The organism is Streptomyces sp. NPDC006743, from assembly GCF_040703815.1.
In the GTDB taxonomy this organism is placed as follows: Bacteria; Actinomycetota; Actinomycetes; order Streptomycetales; family Streptomycetaceae; genus Streptomyces.
The window spans coordinates 102,951-125,585 of the sequence record NZ_JBEYJA010000017.1 but is presented as its reverse complement, the minus strand read 5'-3'; the positions used below and the strand labels follow the sequence as shown (position 1 = coordinate 125,585).

Annotated in this window: 18 protein-coding genes; 6 read left to right on the top strand and 12 right to left on the bottom strand. The window is 71.6% G+C overall.

All coding sequences use genetic code 11. The features are described 5' to 3' along the window. Positions 1-17 precede the first annotated feature (17 nt). From ABZ719_RS16945 to ABZ719_RS16930, 4 genes are all read right to left on the bottom strand, one after another. Positions 18-1,598 carry a DUF6351 family protein gene (locus tag ABZ719_RS16945; protein ID WP_366725955.1) on the bottom strand — a complete coding sequence of 527 codons (1,581 nt, stop codon included), beginning with the start codon at positions 1,596-1,598 and terminating at the stop codon, positions 18-20. A gap of 297 nt (positions 1,599-1,895) precedes the next feature. After that, positions 1,896-4,238: a SpoIIE family protein phosphatase gene (locus tag ABZ719_RS16940; protein ID WP_366725954.1), complete on the bottom strand. Its 2,343-nt coding sequence runs from the start codon at positions 4,236-4,238 to the stop codon at positions 1,896-1,898. Between the two features lie 40 nt (positions 4,239-4,278). Continuing rightward, positions 4,279-5,034 carry a cytochrome b/b6 domain-containing protein gene (locus tag ABZ719_RS16935; protein ID WP_366725953.1) on the bottom strand — a complete coding sequence of 252 codons (756 nt, stop codon included), beginning with the start codon at positions 5,032-5,034 and terminating at the stop codon, positions 4,279-4,281. Then, positions 4,988-5,710 carry a molybdopterin-dependent oxidoreductase gene (locus ABZ719_RS16930; RefSeq protein ID WP_366725952.1) on the bottom strand — a complete coding sequence of 241 codons (723 nt, stop codon included), beginning with the start codon at positions 5,708-5,710 and terminating at the stop codon, positions 4,988-4,990. Before ABZ719_RS16930 ends, ABZ719_RS16935 begins: the two co-directional genes overlap by 47 nt. Positions 5,711-5,998: 288 nt before the next feature. Here ABZ719_RS16930 and ABZ719_RS16925 point away from each other — a divergent pair, with 288 nt between their 5' ends. From ABZ719_RS16925 to ABZ719_RS16910, 4 genes are all read left to right on the top strand, one after another. Next, positions 5,999-6,961, top strand: coding sequence for a quinone oxidoreductase (locus ABZ719_RS16925; RefSeq protein WP_366725951.1), 963 nt, complete (start codon positions 5,999-6,001; stop codon positions 6,959-6,961). Between the two features lie 303 nt (positions 6,962-7,264). Next, on the top strand, positions 7,265-8,899 hold the full coding sequence (abc-f, locus tag ABZ719_RS16920) for a ribosomal protection-like ABC-F family protein (protein ID WP_366725950.1): 1,635 nt from the start codon (positions 7,265-7,267) through the stop codon (positions 8,897-8,899). 81 nt (positions 8,900-8,980) lie between these two features. After that, positions 8,981-10,639 (top strand): ABC-F family ATP-binding cassette domain-containing protein, encoded by a 1,659-nt coding sequence (locus ABZ719_RS16915; RefSeq protein WP_366725949.1) that lies wholly within the window; start codon positions 8,981-8,983, stop codon positions 10,637-10,639. Between the two features lie 77 nt (positions 10,640-10,716). Continuing rightward, positions 10,717-11,274 (top strand): CGNR zinc finger domain-containing protein, encoded by a 558-nt coding sequence (locus ABZ719_RS16910; RefSeq protein WP_366725948.1) that lies wholly within the window; start codon positions 10,717-10,719, stop codon positions 11,272-11,274. A gap of 463 nt (positions 11,275-11,737) precedes the next feature. On the opposite strand, the gene rpmF is transcribed toward ABZ719_RS16910, so the two are convergent. Further along, positions 11,738-11,914: a 50S ribosomal protein L32 gene (gene rpmF, locus ABZ719_RS16905; protein ID WP_366725947.1), complete on the bottom strand. Its 177-nt coding sequence runs from the start codon at positions 11,912-11,914 to the stop codon at positions 11,738-11,740. 767 nt (positions 11,915-12,681) lie between these two features. On the opposite strand from rpmF, the gene ABZ719_RS16900 reads away from it, so the two are divergent. Then, positions 12,682-14,856 carry a BTAD domain-containing putative transcriptional regulator gene (locus ABZ719_RS16900; RefSeq protein ID WP_366725946.1) on the top strand — a complete coding sequence of 725 codons (2,175 nt, stop codon included), beginning with the start codon at positions 12,682-12,684 and terminating at the stop codon, positions 14,854-14,856. A gap of 25 nt (positions 14,857-14,881) precedes the next feature. Here the strand turns inward: ABZ719_RS16900 and ABZ719_RS16895 are convergent, their stop codons facing one another. After that, positions 14,882-15,400 (bottom strand): sigma-70 family RNA polymerase sigma factor, encoded by a 519-nt coding sequence (locus ABZ719_RS16895; RefSeq protein WP_366725980.1) that lies wholly within the window; start codon positions 15,398-15,400, stop codon positions 14,882-14,884. A 383-nt stretch (positions 15,401-15,783) separates the two neighbouring features. Here ABZ719_RS16895 and ABZ719_RS16890 point away from each other — a divergent pair, with 383 nt between their 5' ends. Continuing rightward, positions 15,784-17,202, top strand: coding sequence for a ricin-type beta-trefoil lectin domain protein (locus ABZ719_RS16890; RefSeq protein WP_366725945.1), 1,419 nt, complete (start codon positions 15,784-15,786; stop codon positions 17,200-17,202). A gap of 75 nt (positions 17,203-17,277) precedes the next feature. On the opposite strand, the gene ABZ719_RS16885 is transcribed toward ABZ719_RS16890, so the two are convergent. The 6 genes from ABZ719_RS16885 to ABZ719_RS16860 form a co-directional block, all read right to left on the bottom strand. After that, a complete protein-coding gene (locus tag ABZ719_RS16885) occupies positions 17,278-17,691 on the bottom strand; it encodes a hypothetical protein (RefSeq protein WP_366725944.1) in 414 nt (137 codons plus the stop codon). Further along, positions 17,684-18,106 (bottom strand): YbaB/EbfC family nucleoid-associated protein, encoded by a 423-nt coding sequence (locus tag ABZ719_RS16880; protein WP_366725943.1) that lies wholly within the window; start codon positions 18,104-18,106, stop codon positions 17,684-17,686. The genes ABZ719_RS16885 and ABZ719_RS16880 overlap by 8 nt, the downstream gene beginning before the upstream one ends. A 90-nt stretch (positions 18,107-18,196) precedes the next feature. After that, on the bottom strand, positions 18,197-21,220 hold the full coding sequence (locus ABZ719_RS16875; protein ID WP_366725942.1) for an AAWKG family protein: 3,024 nt from the start codon (positions 21,218-21,220) through the stop codon (positions 18,197-18,199). Between the two features lie 32 nt (positions 21,221-21,252). Then, positions 21,253-21,702: a type VII secretion system-associated protein gene (locus tag ABZ719_RS16870; RefSeq protein ID WP_366725941.1), complete on the bottom strand. Its 450-nt coding sequence runs from the start codon at positions 21,700-21,702 to the stop codon at positions 21,253-21,255. A 38-nt stretch (positions 21,703-21,740) separates the two neighbouring features. Continuing rightward, positions 21,741-22,037, bottom strand: coding sequence for a hypothetical protein (locus ABZ719_RS16865; RefSeq protein ID WP_366725940.1), 297 nt, complete (start codon positions 22,035-22,037; stop codon positions 21,741-21,743). Between the two features lie 72 nt (positions 22,038-22,109). Further along, complete coding sequence (locus tag ABZ719_RS16860; protein ID WP_366725939.1) at positions 22,110-22,493, bottom strand: WXG100 family type VII secretion target; 384 nt, start codon at positions 22,491-22,493, stop codon at positions 22,110-22,112. Between the last annotated feature and the right edge of the window lie 142 nt (positions 22,494-22,635).

Genomic DNA, 22,635 nt, shown 5'->3' with positions numbered 1-22,635 from the left:
TGTCGGGGAAGGTCAGGTCAGTGCCGGCCGGCGGGGACGCAGCGGAAGTTGCGGGCGTCCGCCGGGTCGCCGTGGCCCTTGTAGTGGGACACGAGGGGGTAGCGGCACAGGTCACGGGTGAGCGTGACGCCGTCGGCGTTGGTGAGGTTGGCGGTGAGGGTCTTGGGCGCCTTGCCGTGCTCGACCCACTGGGTCAGGGCCGCCAGGTCGTTGACGTTGCCGCCCGCGAGGCCGCAGTGAGCGGTGCCCGGGGCGAGGAAGAGACGGTAGAAGTCGTCGACGCGGTGCGTGCCGCCGAGCTCGCGCTCGACGCGCTCGCGGTAGTCCACGGTGCCCTGGGTCGGGATGAAGGGGTCGGCCTGGCCGTGGTAGGTGAGGAGCTTGCCACCGGACTTGCGGAAGGCCGACAGGTCCGGGTCGTCCGTGCCGATGATCTTGTCGTACTCGGCCTGGGACTGCTTGAACAGCTGGGTGAACTGACTGTACGTCAGCTTCGTGACGTCGAGGCCGGGCTGCTTGGCCACCCAGGAGGCGGTCCAGGCGGCCGGGACCGGGAACGGGCCGGCGCCGGCGAGGCCCGAGAAGTCGGCGCCGACCGGCAGGCCGTACCAGAGCTTCTTGCCCGAGGCGGTCCGCGGACCGTCCCAGATCTTGCGGACCACGGCCGCGTCCGCCGCCGTGATCGTCTCCTCCTTGCCCTCGCAGACGACCTTGGTGCCGATCAGGCGGCGCGGGTCGAAGGTGCAGTGCGCCGCGTCGGAGATCAGGCCGTCCTTGACGCCGTCGAGCTTGTCACAGGCCTTGAGGGCGGCCTGGTTGAAGGCCTTGAACTCGCAGTCGCTGGGGCGGTTCTTCTCCTGGTTGATCACCACCTGCGGCCACAGGGTGGCGACCTCGAACTCGTCCCAGTTGACGGCGGGCGCGTTGGCGAGGATGCCGTCGTAGTCACCGGGGTGGCGCTGGGCCTCCATGTAGCCCTGGCGTCCGCCGGTGGAGCAGCCGTTGAAGTACGAGTAGGCGGGGGCCGTGCCGTAGAACCCGTCGACGACCTGCTTGGCGACGAGGGCGGCCTCGTGCTGGGAGCGCTCGGCGAAGTTCTTCAGCAGGCCGGCGTTCACCTGGCCCTTGCCGTTCAGCGCCCACCCGAAGTCGAGGACGTCACCGACACCCGCGTCGGTGGTGGCGGCGGCGTAGCCGCTCTTGACGGCGGTGGCGAGACCGACACCGTTGTCACCGGCGGCGTAGGCGCTGCCGCCGAACGCCTGGAGGCGGCCGTTCCAGCCTTTGAGGGGCAGCCACGTCTGGACCTTGGCGTGGTCGTCGTCGCCCGGATGGGTGAGGGTGACCGTCACCTCGCAGAAGGCGGGGACGTCGGTGACCGTGCCCTGCAGGAGCCCGGTGCCGGTGATGGTGCCGCCCGGCCGGCTGACCGCGGTCGCGGCCTCCACCTTGGTTCCGGCCGGGGCCTTCACGGAGACGGTCGAGCAGGTGGGCGAGGTGGAGGCGGGGCTCCCGGTGGCCGCCGAGGCGCCGGCCGGCAGGTACACCGCCGCCGCCAGCGGCACGCCGGCCGCGAGGACGGTCAGAAGTCGTCTCATGACGTTCCTATCGTGAAGTGTGTGGTGCCTGGCTGTGGCACACAGGTGCGGGCACAGCGGCAGGGCGCGAAGCGGAGCGAGTTCGTCCGCCGCCTGGGACCCCCGCCCGTTCGACTGGGAAGAGACTGACACGGAATACGTCACCGGTCAAGCTGGTGACGATTATCCGGGGGGCTGACACCGACCACTGTGCCCCGGGCACGTCGGCGGCACATCAGTCACATGACGGTCAGTCGCCCGGACACCGGAGCGCGCACACACGTGTGTCACCGGGGTGTGCGGGGGTCAGGTGTTGAGTCATTCGACGGGCCGGCCCGGACCCTCCGGACCGGTGTCGCGGCCCGGACCCGGGCCGGTGGCGCGACGCTCCTGCGCCTGCTCCTGCGCCTGCTCCTGCGGGATGTCCATCTCCAGCCACACGGTCTTGCCGCGCCCGTTCGGCGAGGAGTTCCAGGTGTCGGCCAGGGCGTCGACGAGGAAGAGCCCGCGCCCGTGTTCCGCCCGCGCGCAGCCCTCCTCCGAGAGGGAGTAGAGGGCCGGGACGGGCGGATCGCTGGCGGAGTCGCGCACCTCCAGGCGGATCCGGTCCTCGTAGACCCGCAGCCGCACGTCGACGTCGCTGCCGGCGTGGACGAGCGCGTTGGTGACGATCTCGGAGGTGACGAGTTCGACGTCGTCCGACAGGTCCGCCAGGCCCCAGCCGCACAGCCGCTCGTGCACGAACGCCCGCGCCTGGCCGACCCCGCGCAGGTCACGGCGCTGGATGGAGAGGTGTCCGGTCCGGGGCACCTGCCGGGTGTCCGGACCTTCGTAGCGGGCCAGGAGCAGCGCCGCGTCGTCGCGCCGGCCGCCCGGTCCCGCGGCCCGGCCGAGCAGGCGGTCGGCCAGGCCCTCCAGATCGGTGCCGGACGCGTCCCCGGCGGCACCGAGCAGGGCGGCGGCCTCGTCCTGGCGGGGGTCGAACAGACCGTCGGAGTAGAGCACCAGCACCGACCGGTGCGGGATCGTGTGTTCCCGCGCCCGGTAGGCACCCGCACCGGGGCCGGGCAGCCCGAGCGGTACGTTCGCCGGGGCGTCCAGCGTCCGCACCGTGCCGTCGGGCAGCCGCAGCAGCGGCGCGGGGTGACCCGCCAGCGCCACCTCGGCCGTCCCGTCCTCCGGGTCCAGAGCGACGACGCAGCAGGTGGCGAGGGTGTCGGTGCCGAGCCGGACCAGCAGTTGCGAGGTCCGCTGCAGCAGTGCCGCGGGCCCGTGGCCCTCGGTGGCGTAGGCGGCCACGGCGCTGCGCAGCTGGCCCATCGCCGCGGCGCTCTCCATGGTGTGGCCCTCGACGTCGCCGATGACGAGCGCGACCCGGTCGTCGGGCATCCGGATCACGTCGTACCAGTCGCCGCCGACCTCGGCGGTGGCCGTGGCGGGCTGGTAGCGGGCCGTCGTGATGAGGCCGGGGACCTCGGCCAGGGTGGGCGGCAGCAGCCTCTTCTGGATGCCCTCGGCGAGCGCGTGGCGTCTGGCGTTCAGTTCCACGCGCTCCACCGCCGAGCCGAGCAGTCCGGCCATCATGGTCAGCACGGCCCGCTCGGCGGGCGAGAAGGCCCGGGGTCCGGCGTAGGACAGGCAGCACAGGCCGACGACGTGCCGGCCGCCGGTGATCGGGACGTCCACGACGTGTCTGCTGCCGACGAGCGGGAGGTGCGCGGTGACGGGACCGGCGCCGGGCCGCCCCGGGCGGGGCGCCGCGGGGCCGGGGGCGTCGGCGAGCAGCAGCGCGTTGCCGCGCACCGCGCGCGCGGCGGGGGTGCGGGTGTGCAGGCCGCAGCCGTGCAGTTCGCGGACGAGGCCGGCGGAGTCGCCGCTGTGCCCGATGACCCACAGGCGGCCTTCGGTCACACAGGACAGGACCATGGCGCGGGCCTGGAAGGGCGACATGACGCAGAACCGCGCGGCGGCGGTGACGTGCTCCATCGTCGTCGCCCGGTTGAGCAGGTCGGCCAGGCGCTGCAACGGGTACATCAGGCTGCGGCCCGCCGATCCGGGGACGCCGGGCGTGCCCCAGGGGCCGTCGGGGTCGGCGTCGGCGGAGGATTCGGCGCCCAGCACGGGGACGAGGACGGGCAGGCCGGCGGCCGTCACGGCGGCGCCCCGCCGGCGCAGTGCGGCCAGGGCGGTGGCGAGCCGGCCGGCGATCCGTGCCAGTTCCGCGCGCCGCCCGGGTCCGTAGCCGTCGGTGCCCTCGGGACGGAGCACGGTCAGACTGCCGAACCGCTGCCCGGCGGCGGTCAGCGGGGCCGCGGCGGCGAGGTAGGGGTAGGGGCAGACGGTCGTGCCGGGCCCGTGCTCGTGCGGTCCGTCCGGATCGTCCAGGACCGCGACCTCGCCGCCGGCCAGGGCACGGGCGGAGGCGTAGGGGGCGTCCAGCGTCATGCGTCCGGGCAGCGTGAACACGGAGGGCGGGCCGCCGCCGATCATGGCGATCCACAGTTCGGTGCGGTCGGGGCTGAGCAGGTAGACGGCGGCGGCCACCGCGTCCAGGCGCTGTGCGGCCTCCCGGACGGCGTGGTGCAGCGCCGCCGCCAGGCCGTCGCCCAGGGTCCCGGCGGCGCCGCCCTCGTGGTCCTCGACTGCTCCGCTGCCGCTCACAGAGGTGTTCCGCTCCAGGAGAGGGGACGGGGATCCCGTGTCAGCCGTCGTACGCGTCGGTCGCGGCGCTCTGCCGGGCGTCGCGTCGTCGCGCGTCCGCGCCGTCGTGCGTGTGCTCACGTGTCTTTCCGGACACGGTACCCACGGGTTCCTCCTCCAGCCACTTGGCATGGTGGCGTGTCGCCCAGGCGCGGTCCACGTAGCCGGTGCGCAGGCCCAGCCTGGCCTCCGGGTCCTCGTAGGCCTTGCGCAGGTGTCCGACGAGGACGAGGGCGACCGCCCAGGCCAGGACGTCGTGCACGAAGATCGCGCTGGTGCGGGAGATGAAGGGCAGCAGGCCCATGAACCACATGAGAAGGCCGGTGAACATCATGACCAGCACCGCGCCGGCGATCCAGCCGGCGTAGAGCTTCTGGCCCGCGTTGAACTTGCCGGCGGGCCGTGCTCCGGGCGCGCGCAGCCGGCGGCGGGCCGCGCGCAGCCACCGCCTGTCGTAGACCGCGAAGCGGTTCAGCCGGCGCAGGTCGGCGCGGAAGGCGGGCGAGAACAGGCCGAGCAGGACGGGGGCGGGCAGCAGGATGCCCGACCACTCGTGGACGGTGACCATCAGGTGCCGCCGGCCGACGAGCTGGGCGAGCGGTCCGAAGTAGAGGCAGGCCGCGGTGACCAGGCACAGCAGCATCAGGTACCCGGTGGCCCGGTGGACCCACCGTTCGGCCGGGGTGAACCGCCTGATCCGGACGGGCTGTTCAGGCCGCGTGCCGGTCGGCGCCGTCGAGCCATCCGTCGACCGCATAGCCACGCTCCTCCCAGAAGCCGGGGACGACCTTGTCGGTCACCGAGATGCCGGACAGCCACTTGGCCGACTTGTAGAAGTACATGGGGGCCACGTAGAGCCGGACCGGGCCGCCGTGTTCGTGGGTGACCGGCTTGTCCTGCATGGTGAGGGCGATCAGCACGTCGGAGCGGCGGGCCTGCTCCAGGGTGAGGCTCTCGGTGTAGGCGCCGTCGAAGCAGGTGAAGCGGACGGCCTGGCCGCTGCCGCGCACGCCGGCGTCGTCGAGGAGGTGGGAGAGTTTCACGCCCGCGAAGGGGGTGTCGTCCACCCGCCAGCCGTCGGTGCACAGCACGTCGCGCACGACGCGGGTCTGGGGCATCGCGCGCAGGTCGGCCAGCGTGTACGTCTTCGGCCGGTCGACCAGGCCGCCGATGGTCAGCTGGTAGTTCGTCTCGTCCTTGTGCGGGACCGAGCCGACGATGCTGTAGTAACGGAAGCCGCCCGGGTTGGGCAGCAGCCCGGTCAGGCCGGTGGCGTCGACCTGGGAGGCCTTGGCGAGGAACCCCTCCCAGCCGCTCTGGAGGTAGGGCGCGGCGGCGAGTCCGGCGGCTCCCGCGCCGAGCATGCCGAGCAGCGCCCGGCGTCCCACCGGGGCCCCTTCGGCCGCCCTCTTCCCGGGCTGTTCCACTGCCATGGTCAGTGCTCCTTCGCAGTCACGGTGGGTGCCCCGCCGCCGCGACTCGGCGTCAGGGGGCACGGCGGCACACCGAGGTGTGCACACGTCCCGAACGGTTGAGAAACATGTTTCGTGCCCGTTCCGGGACGGACACGTCAGCACTGTACCACTTTCGTCACCGGTCAAGCCAGTGACGAGAGCACTCGCAGTCGCCCTTTTTGGACTTGCAGGTCCAATCCCACGCTCCTACGGTGCGTAGCACTACCGCTTCACCACACGTTTCTCCCCACCGAGAGGTGTCACCCCATGCACGCGATCCACATCAAGGAACACGGCGGCCCCGAGGTCATGGAGTGGACCGAGCTGCCCGACCCGGTCCCCGGCCCCGGTGAGGTGCTGGTCCGCCTGGGCGTCGCCGGAGTCAACTTCATGGACACGGGCGCCCGGGGTCAGGGCGCGCCCGGCTGGGCCGCGCCGCTCGTCCTGGGCGCCGAGGGCATGGGACACGTCACCGCCCTGGGCGAGGGTGTCGAGGACCTGACCGTCGGCGACCGCGTGGCCTGGTTCTACCACCGGGGCAGCTACGCCGAACTGCTCGCCGTCCCGGCGGCCTCGCTGGTCAAGGTGCCCGACGGCATCCCGGACGAGACGGCCGCCGCCGTCATGATGCAGGGGCTCACCGCCAACCACTTCACCACCGAGACCTACGCGGTCAAGCCGGGCGACATCGCCGTGGTGCACGCGGCGGCGGGCGGAGTGGGCCTGCTCCTGACCCAGTTGATCAAGGCGCGGGGCGGCACCGTCATCGGCCTGGTCTCCCGCGAGGAGAAGGCCGCCGTGGCCCGGGAGGCGGGCGCCGATCACGTCCTGGTCTCCTCCGGCGGCGGCTTCGAGGACCGGATCATGGAGCTGACCGGCGGCGAGGGCGCCCATGTCGTCTACGACGGCGGCGGCACCGAGACGTTCCGCTCCTCCCAGCACTCCCTGCGCCGGCACGGGGTGCACGCCTACTACGGTCCCGTCATGGGCGTTCCCACGCTCCGGCCGACCGACATGCCGCGCAGCATCCTGCTGTCGTACCCGACGATGTTCGACCACGTGCCCACCCGCGAGGCGCTGGTCCGCCGTACCGGCGAGCTGTTCGACCTGATCCTGGCCGGGAAACTCACCGTCCGCATCGGAGGCCGCTACGCCCTGGCGGACGCGGCGCAGGCGCACCGGGACATCGAGTCGCGCCGGACCACCGGCAAGCTGCTGCTCCTGCCCTGACCTGCCGTGACACCGGACGGCACACGTGTGCGGGCCGCGGGCGCACGGGCGGCGGGAGCGCGAGACCCGCTCCCGCCGCCCGGCCTGTTAGACTGGAGAGGACCTTGATCCTTTCCCGAGGAGACCAGACATGGTGGTGGACGACGACATCTCCGGGTGATCACCCGGCCCCGACAGGCCACCGGCCGGTGCGTACGAGGCGCCGCCCAAGTGGTCTCTCTGTCGTCCCCTCATGCCACCAGTCTTCCGCCGGGGCACACCTGTCTCGCGTGCGCCCCGTCCTTTCCTCACGAGGTCACCTTCATGTCCGACGCCTCCGTCGTCTGCTCGAACCTGTCCTTCGCCTGGCCCGACGACACCCCCGTCTTCCAGGACCTGTCCTTCACCGTCACCCCCGGCCGCACCGGCCTCGTCGCGCCCAACGGCACCGGCAAGTCCACCCTGCTCAAGCTGATCGCCGGTGAACTGCGGCCCGCCGGCGGGTCGGTGTCCGTCTCCGGCACCCTCGGCTACCTCCCGCAGTCCCTGCCGCTGACCGGTGATCTCACGGTCGCCGAGGTGCTGGGCGTCGCCGAGATCATCCGGGCCATCGACGCCGTCGAGTCCGGCGACGTCGACGAGAAGCACTTCACCACCATCGGCGACGACTGGGACATCGAGGAGCGCACCCGCGCCCAGCTCGACCGCCTCGGTCTGGGCGCCCTCACCCTGGACCGCGCTCTGAGCACGCTCAGCGGCGGCCAGGTCATCTCCCTCGGTCTCGCCGCGCAACTGCTCAGGCGTCCCGACGTGCTGCTGCTCGACGAACCCACCAACAACCTCGACGCCGACGCCCGGCACAAGCTCTACGACGTGCTCGGGGACTTCACCGGCTGCCTCCTCCTGGTCAGCCACGACCGCGCCCTGCTCGACCGCATGGAACGCATCGCCGAACTCGAGCGCGGTGAACTCCGCTTCTACGGAGGCAACTTCACCGAGTACGAGGAGGCCGTCCGGGCCGAGCAGGAGGTCGCGGAGAAGAACGTCCGCAACGCCGAGCAGGAGCTGAAGCGGGAGAAGCGGGAGATGCAGCAGGCCCGCGAGCGCGCCGAGCGCCGGCAGAGCAACGCCGCCCGCAACCTGAAGAACGCGGGCCTGCCCCGCATCTTCGCCGGCAACATGAAGCGCGGCGCGCAGGAGTCCGCGGGCCGCTCCGGGCAGGTGCACGCGGGACGCGTCAGCGAGGCCAAGGCCAGGCTGGACGAGGCCGGGCGCGCGCTGCGCGAGGAGCAGCGCATCACGCTGGAGCTGCCCGACACCAATGTGCCCGCGGGGCGCAACCTGTTCCTCGGTGAGGGGCTGCGCGTCCGGCTCGGTGACAAGGACGTGTTCGCCGGAGCGGGTGTCGACCTGACCGTCCGCGGCCCCGAGCGCATCGCGCTGACCGGCCCCAACGGCGCCGGGAAGAGCACGCTGCTGCGGCTGCTGAACGGCGACCTGACGCCGGACGGCGGCGAGATCAGGCGGGCCGACGGACGTATCGCCTACCTCTCGCAGCGGCTCGACCTGCTGGATCTGGACCGTACGGTCGCCGAGAACTTCGCCGGCTACGCGCCGCAGCGCCCCGAGGCCGAGCGGATGAACCTGCTCGCCCGCTTCCTCTTCCGCGGCGCCCGCGCCCACCTGCCCGTGGGGGTGCTCTCCGGCGGCGAGCGGCTGCGCGCCACCCTGGCGTGTGTGCTGTGCGCGGAGCCGGCCCCGCACCTGCTGCTCCTGGACGAGCCGACGAACAACCTCGACCTGGTCAGCGCGGGCCAGCTGGAGAGCGCCCTCAACTCCTACCAGGGCGCCTTCGTGGTGGTCAGCCACGACGAGCGGTTCCTGCGGGAGATCGGTGTGAACCGCTGGCTGCGGCTGGCCGACGGCGAGCTGAAGGAGACGGGGGCGCCCGAGGTGTGAGCCGCCGGTGTGCCGACCTGGCCCGCGCGAGGCGTACGCCGCCCCGCGGGCCGCGCACCGACCGCACCGGAGGATGCCCCCATGCCTCAGTCCGCCCTGCTCGCCCACGACCTCGTCCGCACCCTCGGCGACCGCCGGGTACTCGACGGTGTCTCCCTGATCGCCTCCCCCGGCCACCGCATCGGTCTGATCGGGGAGAACGGCGTCGGCAAGTCCACCCTGCTGCGTCTGCTGGCCGGGACGGACGAGCCCGACGCCGGCAGCGTCACCCGCCCGCCCGACCTGGGCTTCCTCCAGCAGGAGATGCCCTACGACCCCGGCACGACGATCGCCGGCGTCCTCGACGACGCCCTGCGCGAGGCCCGCGACGACCTCGCCGAGCTGGAACGGCTCACCGAACAGCTCGCGCGCACCGCGCAGGACGCGCCGGAGTACGCCGTACTGCTCGACACGTACGGCGCCCGGCTCGAACAGGCCCAGGAGCGGGAGGCGTGGGACGCCGACCGGCGGGCCGCGCTCGTCCTGGACGGCCTCGGCCTGGGCGGCTTCGGACACGACCGGAGCCTCGGGTCGCTGTCCGGCGGGCAGCGCGGACGGCTCGCGCTGGCCGCGCTGCTGATCCGGCGGCCCGCCGCGCTGCTGCTGGACGAGCCGACCAACCACCTCGACGACGAGGCCGCCGCCTTCGTCGAGGAACAGGTGCGCGCCCTGCCCGGCGTCGTCGTGCTGGCCAGCCACGACCGGGCCTTCCTGGACGCCGTGTGCACGGACCTGGTCGACCTCGACCCGGCCGTCGACGGCCCGGTCCGCTACGGCGGCAACTACAGCGCCTACCTGGCGGAGAAGCGCGCCGAGCGGGAGCGCTGGGAGCGGCGCTGGACGCAGGAACAGGAGGAACTGGCGGCGCTCCGGGTCTCGGCCCAGGTGACCGCGCGCCGGGTGGCACCGGACCGGGGGCCGCGCGACAACGAGAAGATGGGCTACGGCCACCGGGCCGGGCGGGTGCAGAGCCAGGTCTCCCGGCGGGTGCGCAACGCCGCCCGGCGGCTGGAGGAGCTGGAGCGTTCCCAGGTCGTTGAGCCGCCCAGGCCGCTGCGGTTCGCCGGCACGGCGCCGGCGGCAGCGGCGGAGAAGGAGGAGGACGACGGCGGGCCGCTCGTGTCGCTGGACGGCGCCGGGGTGCCGGGGCGGCTCGCGCCGGTGTGTGCCGAGGTGTCGGCGACCGACCGGCTGCTGGTCACCGGCGGCAACGGCGCGGGGAAGTCGACGCTGCTGGCCGTGCTCGCCGGGCACCTCGTGCCCGAGGGCGAGGTGCGGCGGCGCGCCGGGCTGACGGTGGGGCTGCTCGCCCAGGACACCGTCTTCGACCGCCCGGAGCGCACCGTCCGGGACACGTACGAGCGGACGCTGGGCGCCGAGCGGGCCGACGCGGTGCCGCTGTCCTCACTGGGACTGCTGCACGAGACGGACCTGGACAAGCCGGTCGGCCGGCTCTCGGTGGGACAGCGGCGGCGGCTCGCGCTCGCGCTGCTGGTGGCCCGGCCGCCGCGGTTGCTGCTCCTGGACGAGCCCACCAACCACCTCTCGCCGCACCTGTGCGACGAACTGGAGGCGGCGCTCGGCACCGGGCCGGGCGCGATCGTGCTGGCCAGCCATGACCGCTGGCTGCGCGACCGCTGGCAGGGCCGGGAGATCCGGCTGGGCTCGGCACGGGAAGGGCGGGTCGGCGCGGTACGGTGAACCCCGCACACAACTGAATACCGGCTGAACAGGTGACGACTCTTGCAGAGGCGGCGGTCACCTGTCAAAATGGTGACATGAATCTCGACCATGTCTTCGTGTGCGGCAATCCGGTCCTGGATTTCGCCGCTACGCTGCGTGCCCGCCGTACGCTGCAGTTTGAAATGTTCGTGACACCCGATCGCCTGGACGCCTGGTTCCTGGAGTCGGGCGTCGTCGACGCCGTCACGCCGAGCGAGCAGGCCGACGTGGACCAGGCGACGGCCCTGCGGGAGGCCATCTACCACCTGGTCACCGCGCGCCGTCTCGGTGAGGAGTACGAGGCCGACGCGCTGGAGCTGGTGAACAGCACGGCGCGCACGCCCTCCGCGGTGCCGCAGCTCACCCCCGAGGGCCGGCGGACCGAGGCGACGCCGCAGGAGGTGCTGTCCACTCTCGCCCGCACCGCCGTCGAGCTGCTGAGCGGCCCGGACGTGCCGCTGCTGAAGGAGTGCGGCAACCCGGAGTGCACCCGCGTCTACATCGACCGCTCGCGGGGCATGCGGCGCCAGTGGTGCGGCATGGAGTCCTGTGGCAACAAGATCAAGGCGGCCGCGTACCGCGCCCGCAAGAAGAGCGCGCCCGCGGCGGCCTGACGGACCGCACGGCTGCGTGACGCGCGGGCGGGACCGGCGCGCTCCCGGGCGGACGCCGGGCCCGTCCGTGTCCCCGTCTGCCCGCGCCGGCACGACGGCCCGGCCCCGGTCGGGTGTCATGGGGCGGGAAACGGTGGTCTTCGCCGGTCGCATGACCGGGCCCGCCGCGGGCGAGGCTCTTTCGGTACGTGCCGGCACCTGCCCCGGCGGCAGGCTCACTCACTCCCCGGCGTCCGCTCCCCTCGGGCGGCGCCACGTGTGAGGTGCGGCGGCGCGCCGGAACACTTGACGGACCGGGCTGGAGGCCACCAGGACGGCATGTGCCGACGGGCCGGGGCGGAGCCTGGCAGATGGCGTCAAGGCAGCGGGTGGGCAAGGAAGTTGACGGTGGCACGGGGCCGGTCGCGGGAACGCGGCCGGCCCCTTCCGTATCAGGAGACGCGGTCGTCAGGAGACTCGGTCGTCAGGAGGCGGGGGGAAGCACCTGACGGCCGCGATACGTTCCGCAGTGGGGGCACGCGATGTGCCCGGGGGTGGGCCGGCCGCACGCGGGGTTGGCGCAGGCCACCAGGGTGGGCCTGGCGGCCTTCCAGTGTGCCCGCCGGTGGCGGGTACGGGCGCGGGACTTCTTGTGCATCATGAGCGGTGTTCCGGTTCTGTGTGTGCTCTCCCGGGACACGTCCGGGTGTGCCGGTGCCTGCGGGGCCTGCGGGGCCGACGGGGAACCGGACGGACGGAGTGCGGGGAAGCGGGATTCGTCCAGGGTGGCTGCGGAACGGCGAACGCCTCGGTGCACTACGACGGAGCCCCTGGTCCGGCCGTCAGTTCTCCTCCTGCCCCGTGACGCGGGTGCGGGCGACGAGATGTGACGACGTGACCTGGCGGCGGGCCCACGGCGGCCCGGCACATGTGCCGGGCCCGCTCCACGTGCGAGGGCACATCGAGCAGGTGAGAGGAGCCGACCTGCGCTCAACGGTCCTCTGCGAGGGAGACCCGGAGCAGTACGGTCGGCGATTCGCCGTGACTAGGCTCTGTCGACTTCGGTAAACACATCGGGGACATTAGCAAGCCGCACACCTCGCGGCAACCTGCGCGGCCGGGCACGGAACACGTCCCTCGGAGGCGGCCGGATGACGTAGAGTCCGCGCCGCACACCGGCCCCGCTGTCGCAGGTGACGAACGAGTGCTCTACGACTGATGGTCAGGTGACTGATGCGCCGGCCGCGCGGCCGGGCGAAAGTGAAACGGCAGTCACCGGTGCACACATCCGTCACACTCCAGGCGCTTGACAGCCGGAGTCCGCGAATGGGACGGTTCCGTCACCGGTTAAACTGGTGACGACAGTGAGCGGCCGGCACGGCCGGACGGACGAGGAAGGGCGAGGACGGGGACGGGATGGACGCGGCGGTGCGTTACTCGATTCTCGGGACGGTCCGCGCGGTGCGCGGGGAGGCGGAGCTGATGGTGGGCCCGCCCAAGCGGCTGGCGCTGCTGTCCCTGCTGCTGCTGCGCGCACCGGGTCCGCTCACGCTGAGCGAGGCGGTGGACGTCCTGTGGGAGGAGGATCCGCCGGCCAGCGCGGTCAATGTGGTGCACCGGCACATCGGTGCGCTGCGGCGGGCGCTGGAACCGGGACTGTCCAGCCGGACCGACGCGGCACACCTGGTGCGGGCGGCGGACGGGTACCGGCTGCTGGTGGACGCCTCGACGTCGGATCTGCTGTGTTTCCGGGACCTGCGGTCCCAGGCACGCCGGGCACTGCGGGAGGGGGATCCGGCAGGGGCGGCGCGGTGCCTGGTGGAGGCGCTGCGGCTGTGGCGGGGCCCGGTCGTGGCCGCCGGGACACCGGTGGCGGCACACCCGGCGTTCGTGGCGGTGGGACACGAGTTCGTGGCGGCGGTGAAGGAGGCCACGGACGTGGTGCTGGCCTCGGCACCCGAGTGGGCGGAGGAGGTGCTGACCGTGCTGCGGGTGGCGGTGGACTGCCATCCCTTCGACGAGGCACTGCACTCACGGATCATCGGGGCGCTGGCGGCCACCGGCAGGCAGGCCGAGGCACTGCGCCACTTCGAGGCCGTCCGCACGGTGCTGTCCGAGGAACTCGGGGTGGAACCGGGGCCCGCCCTGCGCGCCGCCCGGCAGCGGCTGCTGCGGCACGCAGGCGGTGCGGACACGCCCGGTGCGGACACCCGCGGGGACGACACCCCAGGTGGCGGCGTCCGCGCTGCCGCCCCGCACGGCCGGCCCCTCACCGCCCCGCGTGAACAAGCCGTGCCCTGCGCCCAACTCCCGGCGGACAGCGCGGTGTTCACCGGCCGCGAGACGGAACTGGCACAACTGGACGAACTGCTCGGACCGGTCGGCGGGAGCTGCCCGCCGGGCACCGCGGCGGTCGTGTGCGGCATGGCCGGCATCGGCAAGACAACGTTGGCACTCCACTTCGCCCACCGACACTCCGACCGCTTCCCCGACGGCCGGATCCACCTCGACCTCCAGGGCCACCACCCCAGCCGCGACCCCCTGGACACCGCGCAGGCCATGCGCGCCGTCCTCGACGCCCTCGGCACCGCGCACGACCGGCACACCAGCACCAGCGCGCTGACCGCCCTCTACCGTGCCACCCTGGCCGGACGCAGGCTCCTGCTGGTCCTGGACGACGCCCGCGACTGCGCACACATACGACCGCTGCTCCCCACCACCCCCGGCAGCCTGACGATCATCACCAGCCGGCGCCGTCTCGAAGGTCTCGCGGTCACCCACAACGCCCGCATCATCCCCGTGCACCCCATGAGCCGGTCCGAGAGCCTTCGCCTCCTTGACCGGCGACTGGGCACCCACCGGACCCGTAGCGAACCCGACGCCGCCCACCGGATCGCCGGCCTGTGCGCGGGCCACCCCCTCGCGCTCACCCTCGCCGCCACCCGCGCGCAGACCAACCCGCACTTCCCGCTGACCGCTCTCGCCGCACACCTGGAAGCCCACGCCGGCACTCTGGCCGCGTACACGGGGCCGGACCCGCACACCGACCTGCGTCAGGCCCTCGACCGCACGCACCGGCGGCTCAGCGCGGGTGCCGCCGCCCTCTTCCGCCTCCTGAGCCTGCACCCGGCGCCCGTCATCACCGTCGCCACCGCCGCCAGCCTGGCCGCGACCGACCCCGGCACCACCCACCAGCGGCTGACGGAACTGGCCGATCACCATCTCCTCTCGGAGACCGCCCTCGGCCACTACACCCTGCACCCTCTGCTGCGCGCCCACGCCACCGAGCTGGCCCACACCCACGACACACCCGCGGAGCGCTCCTCGGCGCACACCCGGATCTGGCAGCACTACCTGTACACGGTGGAGGCGGCCGTGGCGCTGCTCGCCCCCGGGCACGGCCGCACGGACCTGCCGCCGCCGCTTCCCGGGGTGTGCCCGCAGCGGTTCTCCGGGCGCGCCGAGGCGGCCGCCTGGACGGCCGCCGAACGCCCGGCACTGCTCGCGCTCGTACGGGACGCCGGCCGAAGTCCCCGGGACGAGTCGCTGCGCAAGCAGCTCGCCGACGCCCTCGCGGTCTCCTTACCCCCGGCTGACCGCTGAGTTCCCGTCGGCGGCGGCTCCCCTCTCAGGCGGCCTCGGCCCGGGCCACGCTGCGCAGCTTGCGCAAGGCGTTGTGCTGGCGGGACTTGACCGTTCCGGCCGGTACGCCGAGCAGGCCCGCTGTCTCCTGGATGGTCCGGTCACACAGGTATATGTGCACCAGGACGGCGCGGTGCTCGGGCGACAGCCTGCGCAGCAGGGGTTTGGCGACCAGTGTGTCGTGCACCGAGTCCGTGCCGTCGGCGCCGGTGGTCGGGTCGTTGTACGTTGCTCCGACCACTTCCCTGCGGGCATGCGGCTTGCGCACCCAGTCGATGACCAGGTGCCGGGTCACGGTGAAGAGCCACCCCCGGATCGAGCCCTCCATCCCCAGCAGTCGGTCGATGTTCCGCCAGGCTCGGATGACGGCCTCCTGGACGACGTCCTCGGCGAGCCCGTGATCACCCAGCATCTTCTCCGCGTAGGAGACGAGTCCGTCGCGGTGTTCCGTCATAATGGCCCGGAGCAGGTCTGCTCGGTTTACAGCCGTGGGGGGCGTAGCCATAATTTTCTGAACCATCCTGGCTCTGTGTCATGCAGCGACCGGGGACCGGATCTGGTCCCCGCATACGCATATAAACAAGCCAAGGTGCCAGAAGACTGTCGCTTTTGTGACGCCTTCATGCCGTGCCATACGTATGGCCACGGCATCCGGGTCGGGGAGCGGAGCGCACAGGGGGGACGGCGCCGCCACACATGGCGTCCACCGCCCGCGCGGCGCCCCGCCTTCCTTACCCGCGGCCGAAACACATCACACGGAATGAGTCGTATGTCACATGACTCGGAACGACCACCCGGAAACACCTCATACATGTGTGCAGCCCCGCTCCCGGGCTGCCGGGCGACCCCGTACGCCGCACGGGTTCTGTGCTCCCCGGAAGGAAGCTCATGACAGCTAGCGAACCGTCCCGGCCGGTCCGGGCGGTGCCCGCGAGCGTGCCGGTCGCCGCCGCCCCGGACGGCGGCGCCACCCCGGCGGGGAAGAAGCGCGGCTCCGCCAGACGCACCGGGGCGAAACGCGCCGAGACGAACGCCGCCGCGACCGGCGGCGCCACCGGCCCGGAGGCTGGAGAGGCCGCGCCGGACACCCGGGCGGGGAGCAAGGCCGCCGCCACCCGGGCGGGGGGCGAGGGTGCGCCCGCGCCGACGCCCGGCGCCGCCTCCTCGTCCGCCCCCGGCACGAGTCCCGGCACGAAGTCGTCGGCCTCCGGACCGGCCGCCGGCCGGTCCGGTTCCGGCGAGGGACGCGATCCCGGGCGCGGCGCCGGGGCGGACACCGGCCGCCCCGGGCCCGAGGCCGGGGCGCCGGCGGCCGCGGGCGGCACGTCCGCCGGCTCCGCCTCGCGGACCGGCGCACGCACGCGGCGCACACCCCGCGCCGTCCTGCGCGGCACGCACCGCGGCGTCCTCACCGCGGCGGCGGTCGCGGGCGTCGTCCTGGTGGCCGGTGTGGTGGTGAGTCTGCGCGGCGGAGGCTCGACCGGCACCACGGCCGCACGGGACTCCGCCGCCTCGGTCTTCGCCCCCGACTCCGGGGACGGGCCTCGTGCGGGCGTCCCCGGCGTCCTGCCGGTGCCCGACGCGAGTCCGTCCGCCCACGCGTCCGGCGCCCCGGGCAGTTCCGCACCGGGACAGGCGCGTCCGCAGTCCGTCAAGGGGCCCGCCGGTTCGGGGAAGGGCTCCGGGTCCGGCGAGGGGGCCGCCGTCTCCGGTGGCGGCACGGCCGGGAAGGGCGGAGGTTCCGGGCCCGCGGCGGGCGCGCCGGCCAAGGGCGACGGGACCAAGTCCGCCCCGGCGACCCACTCGTCCCAGCACACCTCGGGCTCCTCCGGGACCGGGACGGGCACGAAGTCGGGTTCCTCGTCGGGGACCTCGTCCTCGTCGGGGTCTTCGTCCGGGTCCGGGTCATCGTCCGCGTCGGCGTCCGGGGTCGGGATCTTCGGCCACGCGTCGGGCCGTTGCATCCATGTCGTGGGGGGCAAGGGCAAGGACGGTTCCCCGCTGGACATCCAGGACTGCTCGGGCGCGGGCTCCCAGAAGTGGACGTTCGCCGCCGACGGAACGGTCCGGGCCTTCGGCCTGTGCATGGACGCGGCGGGCGCCTCGACCGCCGACGGCACGACCGTCCAGCTGGCCTGGTGCAACGGCGGCCCCGCGCAGCAGTTCCGTCTCAACGTGCGGCACGACCTGGTCAGCGTACTCGCGGACAAGTGCGTGGACGTGCGGGACAAGCAGACGGCGAACGGTGCCCGCCTGCAGCTGTGGACCTGCGCCGGGACGCCCAACCAGAAGTGGTCCAAGAAGTGAGGGACCGGGCGTCCTGAACGACGCCGGGTCCGTGCGCCGTTCGCGGCGCACGGACCCGGTGGACAGGCGGGAAGGTCAGTCCCGGCCGCCGTGGTGCGGGCCGGAGTACGGCGGGGGCACGTCGCCGTAGCCGGGAAGCCCGTCCCCGTAGGTGGGCAGCGGCTCGTTCAACGCGTCCTGGATGCGCCGCAACGCGTCTTCCTGGGCCTTCTTGAAGTCATCGCCGGCGCCCCGGGTGAGGGCGGCGGCGGCGTGGATGGCGTTCGCCAGAGCCACGACGGCATCGCGGAGCTGGGTGTGCACCGGGATGTAGTTCACCGCGAACTCATGGCCGTAGTGGTCGTTCCCCCAGGGCGGGTCCTGCGGGTCGTAGGCCGTCTCCGTGGCGAAGGTGTCGGCCGCCTTCAGGGCGGCGCCTCCGATCTCGTCGGTGGCGTCGCCGCCGGCCAGCAGCCGGTTGGGTTCGACCTTCAGTTCGCTGTCAGCCACGGCTCTTGCCCTCGTCTCGGCGCGGCGAGAGCGCGTCCGCGAACGACTTCGGGTCCAGGAGCCGGTCCAGGTCGAGCCGGTCCAGGAAGCTGCCTCCCTGTTCGCCCGGTGCGGTGCCGCCCGCGGCCTGGAGGATGGCGGTGGCGCGGGCCGTCGCCTCGGACCGCGCCCTCGTCAGTGCCTCCAGCACGCTGGTGGCCAGGGCCTTGCCGGTCATCTCCTTGAACTTGTTGTTCGGGAAACGCAGTGCCGAGGCCTCACCGCCGATGCCGACCGTCGCCTCCACCGAGCCGTCCTTGGAACGGGCCGTCACGGAGATCGTCTTCATCTCCTCCCTGGCCTTGAGCAGGGACTCGTGTTTCTTGGTGAACGCGGAGAGCGCGTCCTGCAGCTCGCTCCCCATGGGCCTGTCCATGTTCGCTCCTGTGTGTCTGTACCGGCCGGTGCCATCGGCAGACGGTCGGCGGGTCCTCACATGTTTCGGACGTGCGGTCCCGGTCTGCGGTCAGTGTCCGATGGAGGCGGGCAGCCCGCCGTCCTCGGTTCCCCACACGTCCTTGCCGTCCGAGGACCAGGAACCGCTCTGCGTGGACATCCGGGACGTGCTCGGCATTCCGTACGGGGACTCCGTGGCCGGCCGCCGCGGGGCGAGCAGCTCCTCGGAGTCGCTCTCCTCGTCCTCCCAGTCCTCGGCCTCGTCCTGGGCTCCGGACGAGTGGGCGCCGGGCATCCCGTGCTGGAAGACGGCGCCGTCCATGCTCTGGTCGTGGTACGTCTCCCGGTTGCGCTCGCCGCCGGAGCCACCGCCGCCCTGCTGCTGGCCGCCCATGCGGTTCATGCCGGCCATCATCATCATCGGGGAGAGGAGGCCGAGCGCGTTCTGGCTGTCCGAGACCCCGGCACCGGCCGGGCCCCCCGCCGCCGGTCCGGCTCCCGCGGCGGCAGCGGCGCCGACGCCCTCGCCGGCACCGGCGCCGGCGCCGAGTCCCGCCGAGGCCGCCGCGCCGGCCGGGCTGGGCAGCGCCTGGAACTGCCCGTCGGAACTCGTGATCATGGCGCTGCCGTCGGTGAAGCGGGTGTGCGAGGTGCCGTCGGCCCGGTCGGTGACGACCGTGCCGTTGGGCAGGTGGGTCACCCGGTCCGCGGTCCCGATCGTGGGGAACTTGTAGGGGTCGGGCACCTTGATGTCCGAGTGGCCCGTCAGCGTGTTGCCGCCCGTGCCGGGACCGGTGGCGTTGGTGGTGGTGACGGTACCGTCCCGGTGCACCGTGGTGGTGCTGCCGTCCGGGTGACGGGTGACGATGTCGCCCTTGGTGTCGACGGTGGTGGTGCTGCCGTCGGCGTTGGTGATGCTCTGGCCCGGCTTGATGTGGCTCGTGGTGGTGTGCCCCTGGGCGTCGGTCGTCGTCACGTCGCCGTTGGGGTGCACCGTCACGTGGGAGCCGTTGGCGCCGTTCGTGGTCAGACTGCCGTCGGGGTTGAGGTGGGAGACCGTGCCGTCCGGGGAGGTGAGCTGGATCTGCCCGTCGGGTTTGACGATCTCCGAGGCGCCGTTGGTGAAGGTGGTGGTCTTGGTGCCGTCGTCCGCCGTCTGCGTCAGGCTGCCGTCCGCGTTGCGGGTGACGCTGGTGCCGTCGGGGTTCTTGACCGACTCCCCGACACCGAGGTGGCTGGTGACGGTGTGCCCGTTCGGGTCCACCGTCTTCACCTCACCGTCGGGTGTGACCGTGCGGACGGTGCCGTCCGGGAACTTCGTGGTCAGGCTGCCGTCGGAGTTGCGTGTCGTGGCGGTGCCGTCCGGGAGCGTCGTCGTCACACCTGTGCCGGTGCGGGTGGTGGTACTGCCGTCGATGTTGCTGACCGGCAGCCCGGCACCGAGACCGAGACCGTTGAGGAACGAGTTCCCCGTGGGTGAGTTCCCGCCGAGGAGGTCGGAGGCGCCGTTGGTGAACGTACCGCCTCCGTCGGACCCGGACAGTCCGTTGAACAGGTCACCGCCACCGCCGGTCAGGTTACTGCCGCCACCCGTCAGGTCGCCGCCGCCACCGGTCAGGCCACTGTTGAAGTCGCTCAGGCCAGAGTTGAAGTTGTTGAAGCCGTCGTTGATACCGCCGCCGAGATCACTCAACCCACTGTTGAAGTTGTCGAACCCGTCCTTGATGCCGCCACCGAGGTCACTCAGGCCCGTGTTGAAGTTGTCGAACCCGTCCTTGATGCCGCCGCCGAGATCACTCAACCCTGTGTTGAAGTTGTCGAACCCGTCCTTGATACCGCCGCCGAGATCACTCAGGCCGGTGTTGAAGTTGTCGTTGAGCTTCTTGAAACTCTCGTTGAGGTCGTTCCCGCTCTTCTCCTGGATCTCCTGGTTCACGTCGTTGGTCAGCGAGGTGTTGGAGGTGTCCTCGAAGGCGAACGCCGTGTTCCAGTTGGGGTCCAGCTCATGGTTGAGCATGTGCTGGAGACCGGTGACGACCCGGTGTGCCGGCTCGTCCAGATTCATCTCGAGATTCTTGGTCCACGCGTCCCGGGCTGATGCCGCGACATTGGCCCACGTGCTCGTGTCCAGAAAAGCCCCGAAATACGAACTCTCCGAGTAGTTGGCGGTGTCCACCACGAACTTCTTTCCGTTGGTGGCCACGGTGTGCGCGTTCACCGTGTTGATCCACTGGACCATACCCCGGTAGTGGAGTTTGAGGACGTCCTTGGGGTCGGCCGGCAGACGGTGTCCGATGACCCTGCCGTCCGGCCAGACGACGGGTACCTCACCGGCCTGCCCCCAGAGGAACTTGTAGTAGTCCTGGTAGAGTTCCCAGAACGCCTCGTAGACAGCGCGCTCGGCCGCGAGCAGCGAATTCGCTTGGAGCGTCACCGGCTCGAAATTCGGGTTCGACACCGACTTGTACCTGTAGGCGCCCTCGGGGAGCATCAGCTGCCGGGTGTAGTTCTCGTACTTCGTGTGCAGGCCGTCGAGCAGATGGTAGAAGGCCCCGGCGGCAGTCCCCTTCCACGCGGCCTGCTCGTCGCCGAGGTCCTTCTTCCACCCGTCCAGCACATCGGTGTGCTCCTTGAAGAAGCGCCCCGTCTTGTCGAACGCCTCCGCGAGCCGCACGAAGTTCAGCAGATCGACACCCTCGTCCGCGGTCGGAGCACCGGAAGCGGACGAGTTCTCCTCGACGGAGGTGTGCCGGGACACCAGGTTCGTCAGAGCGTGCAGCGGATTCGACAAATAGTCGTGGACCGCGTCGTTGGCGACGTACTGGATATCCACCTGCCACTTGGAGACGAACCACCCTCCGAGCTGTCCGAGGTCGATGTTCTCGGCATGGAAGAACTCCAGGTGGTATCCGTCCTCCCTCTCCTCCTGATGCAGGAGGAGAGGGTCCGACGGTTTGAGATCGGCCACCTTTTTGACATTGATGTTCACCCAGACGGCATTGCTGTCACCGTTGCGTTGCTGGATGTCCTTGCGTTCGGGCATCCGCCATCCGGTCATCTGGGTGATGGTGTGTTCCCAATTGTCCGTCGGCATGATGCCCCTACTCCGTCCAGGCGGTCACGTGCTCAGTTCTTGGAAGTGGGCGGCGTCTGACTGGCGTTGCTGTTGCCGCCGCTCAGTGCCGCCTCGTAGCCGCCGAGGGCGGACAGGAATTTCTGCGCGTCGACGTCGGCGAGATTGTGCTGCTGCGCCTTCCTCATCGTGGTGATGACGTCGTCCAGCTTGAGGTGGAGTTCCCCGAAGGCCGTGACGTGCTTGTTGAGGACCTTGTCGACGGCGCCGGCGGCGTTCTTCATCCGACCGGACAGCCCCTGCATGCCGGTGCTCTCGTCCTGCTCCAGGAACCCGAGGCGCATGACGGGTGTCCTGGTCGAGAGCTCGAAAAGACTGGGCGACTTGGCGTCCGAGGTCCGTACGTTCTTCAGGTTGTCCTGGAACTTCGCGACCCCGTTGTCGATGAACGCCTGGAGAGCGGCGAAGTCCAGCCGCTCCAGATGAAAGTCGTCGGCTGCCACTCATGCCTCCCGGTACCGATCGTTACCCTGCCGTCTGGTCAGATCGTGATGCTCTGGAAGCCGTCCCGGTTCGACGCCGAGGCGCGGGCGAGCGTCACCATGTTGTTGTGCAGTGTGCTGGTGTGGCGGTCCAGAAGCGCCCTGGCGTTCCTCTGGCAGCGTTCCCACGTGGCGTTGACCTGGTCGTACGCGGCCTTGTCCTCACCGATCCAGTTCCGGGTGTACCCGGCCAGGTGTTCCTGGAGATGGTCGATGGTCCTGTTCATGATCGCCGCCTGCTCCTCCATCTGCTGCACGACGGACTGAACGGCGGGAAAATTCGCGTCAATTGCCATGGTTCGCCCTCTTCTTCCGGTGTGTCGTCACTCTTGTTCCCGAACCCACGCGACCGCGGCGCGGCGCGGCGGTCAGGCGTGTTCCGGGGCCAGCGTGTGGAACGAGTGCGTCGAGTAGTCGGAACCGTCGAGGGCGGACGTGCGCGCGGAAGCATTGGTCTCCGCGATGTTGTTCGCCAGCGCCCTGCGGTCCGTGGCGCTGCTGTGCTCCACCACGGTGATGATCTTCTGTGTGGCGGCGTTGATCTGCTCGAACTCACGGAGCCAGCCGTTGATGACCTGGAGGTACGCCTGGCCGTCCTCGCCGCCGTACCCGCTCGAGAGCTGCGCACGGAGCCCGTCCACGGCCTGGTGCACGCCGTCGAGCGTGCTCTTCGCCGTGGTCAGCTCCGAATGGATACTGCTGTACGTCTCGTCCGACGACTTCTTTCCTGCGTCCATCGGGACCGGGCTCATACCGTCTCCTCATCTCGAACGTACGGCTCGTCGGTCCGGTCCCCTCGGCAGTGACACCGGACCACGAGCAGGGGCACATGCGGGAGACGTCGTGGCGCCGACAGAACTCCCACCACACATTGAACACGAGATACATGCGCCG

What these genes read in the sequence shown, in the direction of transcription:
- ABZ719_RS16915 (WP_366725949.1), top strand. Translation starts at nt 8,981, where the DNA reads ATGCCTCAGTCCGCCCTGCTCGCCCACGACCTCGTCCGCACCCTCGGC.
- ABZ719_RS16860 (WP_366725939.1), bottom strand. Translation starts at nt 22,493, where the DNA reads ATGAGCCCGGTCCCGATGGACGCAGGAAAGAAGTCGTCGGACGAGACG.
- rpmF (WP_366725947.1), bottom strand. Translation starts at nt 11,914, where the DNA reads ATGATGCACAAGAAGTCCCGCGCCCGTACCCGCCACCGGCGGGCACAC.
- ABZ719_RS16875 (WP_366725942.1), bottom strand. Translation starts at nt 21,220, where the DNA reads ATGCCGACGGACAATTGGGAACACACCATCACCCAGATGACCGGATGG.
- ABZ719_RS16910 (WP_366725948.1), top strand. Translation starts at nt 10,717, where the DNA reads ATGAATCTCGACCATGTCTTCGTGTGCGGCAATCCGGTCCTGGATTTC.
- ABZ719_RS16880 (WP_366725943.1), bottom strand. Translation starts at nt 18,106, where the DNA reads ATGGACAGGCCCATGGGGAGCGAGCTGCAGGACGCGCTCTCCGCGTTC.
- abc-f (WP_366725950.1), top strand. Translation starts at nt 7,265, where the DNA reads ATGTCCGACGCCTCCGTCGTCTGCTCGAACCTGTCCTTCGCCTGGCCC.
- ABZ719_RS16945 (WP_366725955.1), bottom strand. Translation starts at nt 1,598, where the DNA reads ATGAGACGACTTCTGACCGTCCTCGCGGCCGGCGTGCCGCTGGCGGCG.
- ABZ719_RS16935 (WP_366725953.1), bottom strand. Translation starts at nt 5,034, where the DNA reads ATGCGGTCGACGGATGGCTCGACGGCGCCGACCGGCACGCGGCCTGAA.
- ABZ719_RS16930 (WP_366725952.1), bottom strand. Translation starts at nt 5,710, where the DNA reads ATGGCAGTGGAACAGCCCGGGAAGAGGGCGGCCGAAGGGGCCCCGGTG.
- ABZ719_RS16890 (WP_366725945.1), top strand. Translation starts at nt 15,784, where the DNA reads ATGACAGCTAGCGAACCGTCCCGGCCGGTCCGGGCGGTGCCCGCGAGC.
- ABZ719_RS16865 (WP_366725940.1), bottom strand. Translation starts at nt 22,037, where the DNA reads ATGGCAATTGACGCGAATTTTCCCGCCGTTCAGTCCGTCGTGCAGCAG.
- ABZ719_RS16895 (WP_366725980.1), bottom strand. Translation starts at nt 15,400, where the DNA reads ATGGCTACGCCCCCCACGGCTGTAAACCGAGCAGACCTGCTCCGGGCC.
- ABZ719_RS16925 (WP_366725951.1), top strand. Translation starts at nt 5,999, where the DNA reads ATGCACGCGATCCACATCAAGGAACACGGCGGCCCCGAGGTCATGGAG.